This window comes from Halomonas sp. (assembly GCF_031581305.1).
Taxonomy (GTDB): Bacteria; Pseudomonadota; Gammaproteobacteria; order Pseudomonadales; family Halomonadaceae; genus Halomonas.
In genome coordinates this window covers 21,497-25,942 of sequence record NZ_JAVLBC010000017.1, presented here as the reverse complement: position 1 = coordinate 25,942, position 4,446 = coordinate 21,497, and the positions used below count along the sequence as shown (strand labels likewise).

Here is a 4,446-nt window from a genome sequence, read left to right as displayed (position 1 = left end):
AGTTGAGGCGCACCACGTCGACGCCGGCTTCGAGCATCGCCTCCAGGACGCCCTCTCGGTCGCTGGCCGGGCCCAGGGTGGCAACGATCTTGGTGCGACGGATGGGGGTGTGCAGTGGGGTGGTCGACATATCGGACTCCTCCGGTGGACGCGAGTTGTTATCTGATCACGATAACGTCTTTGAGGTAAGTTTACTACATTGTGGCCGCTGTTCAGGCCTCCTCTTCCAGGGGCCTTCACGAGACCGTTTCCCCTTCTGTGGCGATTAAACGCGTAGAGGCATGGTGTTGTCGCCTGGAGTGAGTGAAGAACTATATGTTGTAAAGTTACTAAAAATCGCTTGAGCCACAGAGACGACTGGTCCACATTATGGGGCAGACGACACGTGGCCCATCGCGCAGGGATGACGATCGCGCAGAAGCGACTCGAGCCGGGCGCTCGCCAGGACCCTCTTGGCCCATCGGCTCCGCCACGATCCATAGAACACAATAGGACCGAGGAGAACAACGCCATGACGCTCAAGATTGCCATCAACGGTTTCGGCCGCATTGGCCGCAACGTGCTGCGTGCCCTTTACGAGAACGGCTACCGCAATCGCGTGCAGGTGGTCGCCATCAACGATCTCGGCGACCCGTCAATGAATGCGCACCTGCTGCGCCATGACACCGTGCACGGTCACTTCCCCTTCGCCGTCGAGCACGACGAGGAGAGCATGAGCGTGGATGGCCAGCGCATCGCCATTCTCTCCGAACGAGATCCCGCGGCGCTGCCCTGGTCGTCCCTGGGCGTGGACCTGGTGATGGAGTGCACCGGCCTGTTCACCAAGCGCGAGGCTGCCGCCAAGCACCTCGCGGCGGGCGCCGAACGCGTGCTTATCTCGGCGCCGAGCCCCGATGCCGACGCCACCGTGGTGTATGGGGTCAACGAGGGTGTGCTCATGCCCGAGCACAAGGTGGTTTCCAATGCCTCCTGCACCACCAACTGCCTGGCCCCGGTGGCCCAGGCGCTGCATGAGGCGGTGGGTATCGAGAACGGTCTGATGACCACGGTTCACGCCTACACCAATGATCAGAATCTTTCCGACGTCTACCACAAGGATCCTTACCGGGCGCGTAGCGCGACGCACTCGATGATTCCCACCAAGACCGGCGCCGCCGCCGCGGTGGGCCTGGTGCTGCCGGCGCTTGAGGGCAAGTTCGACGGCCTGGCCGTGCGCGTGCCGGTGATCAATGTCTCGCTAGTCGACCTGGTCTTCACCGCCGGTCGCGAGACCACCCGGGAGGAGATCAACGAGATCCTGGCCAATGCTGCCGAGGCCTCCCCCGTACTGGCAGTCAACGCTCAGCCGCTGGTTTCCATCGACTTCAACCATGATGCCCACTCCTCGACCTTCGATGCCAACCACACCCGGGTGAACGGCCGCCTGGTCAAGGTGATGGCCTGGTACGACAACGAGTGGGGCTTCTCCAACCGCATGCTGGATACTGCCCTGGCCATGCACGCGGCCGCCGGGGGCAAGTGCCACGCTGCCTGATGCTCAGCCCCGACTCCTGCGGTATCATGACGCCGGGCCACTACCGTGGCCCGGCGTCGTTTCGTTCAAGGAAGGACCATGTCGCTCCCCGACTACTCCTGGCTGGCCTGGACCCTCATCGTTGTGTCCACTTACCTCACCGGTGTCTCCAAAGGCGGGTTCGCCGGAGGCTTCGGCACTCTCTCGGTGCCGCTGATGGCGCTCGCCATCGGTCCCATCGAGGCGGCCGGTCTGCTGCTGCCGCTGCTGCTGGTGATGGATGCCTTCACGGTGAAGGCCTGGTGGGGGCACCACGACCGCACCGAGGTGCGTCGCGTTCTCCCGGGGCTGGCCATCGGGGTGGTCATCGGCACATTGCTGATCGGTCGCCTGGACGAGGATGGCGTCCGCTTTATCCTGGGTGTGATTTCCCTGCTGTTTGCCGCCTATATGCTGCTCAAGCCCAGCGCGGAGCGCCCCCTCTCGACCCGCTGGGCACTGCCGGCCGGTGTCGGCTGCGGCTTCACCAGCTTCCTGGCCCATGCCGGGGCGCCACCGCTCAACCTCTATCTGGTTCCCCGGCGGTTGAGCAAGCAGGCCTTCATCGCCACCAGCGCGATTCTCTTCGCTGCGGTCAACCTGATGAAGCTGCCGCCCTATCTGTGGCTCGGGGAGATCAACCTGACCAGTGTCGGGGCATCGCTCGTACTGGTACCAGTAGCCTGGGCAGGCGTTCGCAGCGGCCTGTGGTTGCAGCACCGGGTCAGCGAACGTCTCTTCTACCGCCTGGTGATCCTGGCCATGGCCATTGTCGGCGTGCAGCTGCTGGTCCGGGCGCTGGGCTGAGCCTTACATCGGGATGTGCCAGGTTCCCCGGCACTGGCTGCCGGGAAATAGCCGCTGGGCAGTATCGGCGTTGCGCCGTTCGGCGAGGCTGTCGCGCCCGGCGCTCAGGGCCGCCAGCAGGGCGTCGTCGCCATGGCGCACGGTAAGCAGGGTCAGGTCGTCGCGACGCTGCACCGCATAGTCGGCACACAGCGAGGTGATCAGCGGCTCCAGGTGTTCGGGGTGGCCGTCCAGGCAGAGCGAGAGACGCATCGCCCCGGCATCGATCAGGCCAGCATGCAGTCCCGCCTCCACCAGGCGGCCGAGGATGTCGTGCTGGCGAGCCTCGTCCATGAAGGCGAAGTTCCGGGGGCGTATTTCCAGCAGCGTCTGTGCCTCGCGCAGTACCAGGGAGGGCGTCTGAGTATCGAACCGGGTGTCCCGGCCGATGGTGCTGGGATGCGCCTCAAGATCCTGGAAGGAGCGCACCGTCAGCGGGATCGATTTCTGTTGCAGCGGGCCCAGCGTCTTGGGGTGGATCACCTTGGCGCCATGCCAGGCCAGCTCGATGGCTTCGTCATAAGAGATCTGCTCGAGCTGAACCGCGTTGTCGAACCGCCGCGGGTCGGCATTGAAGAGCCCCGGCACGTCCTTCCAGATGGTGATCTCCTCCGCTTCGAGGCAGTGGGCGAGGATCGCCGCGCTGAAGTCCGAGCCCTCGCGGCCCAGGGTGGTCGAGACGCCCTCGGCGGTGCCGCTGATGAAGCCCTGGGTGACGCGGATCCTGCCATCGTCTGCCGCCAGGTCGCGGACCCTCTCGGCGGTGGCCTGCCAGTCGACATTGGCCGCTTGGTGGCAATCGTCGGTGATCACCAGCTCCCGGGCATCCCGCCACTCCGTCGCCATGCCGGCCTCGTCGAGCCAGGCACTGACGATGGTGGTGGAGAGCAGCTCGCCGAAGCAGACGGTCTGGTCATAGTGGAAGGGGCGCTCACGGCTCGCATGGCGGTGATGGCGACGGTCGAGCTCGGTGATCAGCGCCTCGACCCGCTCTGCCACGGGGTTGGCCTTCGCGCCGAACAGGGCCTCGACCGTGGTCAGGTGCTCCCGGCGCAGGGTCTCGAGACGGTCGCGATAGTCGTCGGCTCCCCCCTCCCTTGCCGCAGCCAGCAGCGCCTCCAGGGCATTGGTGGTCTTGCCCATGGCCGAGACCACCACGACCAGCGGGCGCGCCCTGAAACGGGCCAGTAGCTCGCCCAGATGGCGGATGGCCGCGGCGTCCTGGATCGAAGCGCCGCCGAACTTGAAGACCTGAGTCATCCGAATCCTCCCGCCGTTCGCTGTGGTGACTGATGCTACCTTGCGTGAAATTGCCGCTCGGGGAAAGGGCGTCATGCCGCTGCTACCCTGAGGGCTGTTGGCCCGGTTGCTCGCGGGGCGTTTCGCAGGGAAGGCGCAATGGAGAACACTTTCTGGACGGCTCTGGTCACGAGCCTGCTGGCGGCGCTGGTGACCACGCTGGGCATCTACACCATCCGCCGCTTCGCCGATTGGGGGCAGCGCAACACCACCTACTTCATGTGCTTCGCCGCGGGGGTGCTGGTCTCCGCCTCCTTCCTGCACATCATCCCTCGCGCGCTGTCGATGAACCCCGACGCTTCGGCATGGCTGCTGGTCGGGTTCCTGGGGCTGCACCTGTTCAACCGCTTTCTCACCGCCTTCGTCTGCGAGCGCCGGCCGGACGGGCAGAATGTCGCCATCGGCGTCGTGCCGATGCTCGGCATCGGCTTCCACTCCTTCATCGACGGTTTCATCTACTCCATCACCTTCACGGTCAGTATCCTGACGGGATATCTGGCGACTGTCGGGATGGTGTTGCACGAGTTTCCCGAGGGGATCATCACCTACCTTTTGTTGCTGCGCGGCGGGCTCGCCGAACGCAAGGCGATGTGGCTGGCCTTCCTGGCGGCGGCGGCGACCACGCCGTTGGGAATGCTGGTCTCCTATCCGCTGGTCAGCCGGATCGACGCCTCGACCCTGGGGGCGCTGCTGGGACTCTCGGCGGGGGCCCTGGTCTATGTGGGGGCCACCCACCTGCTGCCCCGGGC

5 protein-coding genes are annotated in these 4,446 nt (G+C 65.3%); 3 read left to right on the top strand and 2 right to left on the bottom strand.

Translation table 11 applies throughout. The annotated features are described in order from the left end of the window. The coding region (locus tag RI841_RS03110; RefSeq protein WP_310704121.1) for a pyruvate kinase at positions 1-130 on the bottom strand (130 nt) is incomplete at its 3' end. A 381-nt stretch (positions 131-511) separates the two neighbouring features. Here RI841_RS03110 and gap point away from each other — a divergent pair. Together gap and RI841_RS03100 are read left to right on the top strand one after the other, a co-directional pair. Continuing rightward, positions 512-1,534 (top strand): type I glyceraldehyde-3-phosphate dehydrogenase, encoded by a 1,023-nt coding sequence (gene gap / locus RI841_RS03105; protein ID WP_310704119.1) that lies wholly within the window; start codon positions 512-514, stop codon positions 1,532-1,534. A 78-nt stretch (positions 1,535-1,612) separates the two neighbouring features. Continuing rightward, the gene (locus RI841_RS03100) at positions 1,613-2,359 is read left to right on the top strand and encodes a sulfite exporter TauE/SafE family protein (RefSeq protein ID WP_310704118.1); all 747 of its coding nucleotides are present in this window, start codon (positions 1,613-1,615) and stop codon (positions 2,357-2,359) included. A gap of 3 nt (positions 2,360-2,362) precedes the next feature. On the opposite strand, the gene RI841_RS03095 is transcribed toward RI841_RS03100, so the two are convergent. After that, positions 2,363-3,658, bottom strand: a complete 1,296-nt coding sequence (locus tag RI841_RS03095) for an aspartate kinase (protein ID WP_310704117.1) — start codon at positions 3,656-3,658, stop codon at positions 2,363-2,365. A gap of 138 nt (positions 3,659-3,796) precedes the next feature. Between RI841_RS03095 and RI841_RS03090 the strand changes: the two genes are divergently transcribed. Beyond that, a partial coding sequence (locus tag RI841_RS03090) for a ZIP family metal transporter (RefSeq protein WP_310704116.1) occupies positions 3,797-4,446 on the top strand: 650 nt, incomplete at its 3' end.

Excerpts from the sequence above, each read along its gene's own strand:
- gap (WP_310704119.1), top strand. The coding sequence starts at position 512 with ATGACGCTCAAGATTGCCATCAACGGTTTCGGCCGCATTGGCCGCAAC.
- RI841_RS03100 (WP_310704118.1), top strand. The coding sequence starts at position 1,613 with ATGTCGCTCCCCGACTACTCCTGGCTGGCCTGGACCCTCATCGTTGTG.
- RI841_RS03095 (WP_310704117.1), bottom strand. The coding sequence starts at position 3,658 with ATGACTCAGGTCTTCAAGTTCGGCGGCGCTTCGATCCAGGACGCCGCG.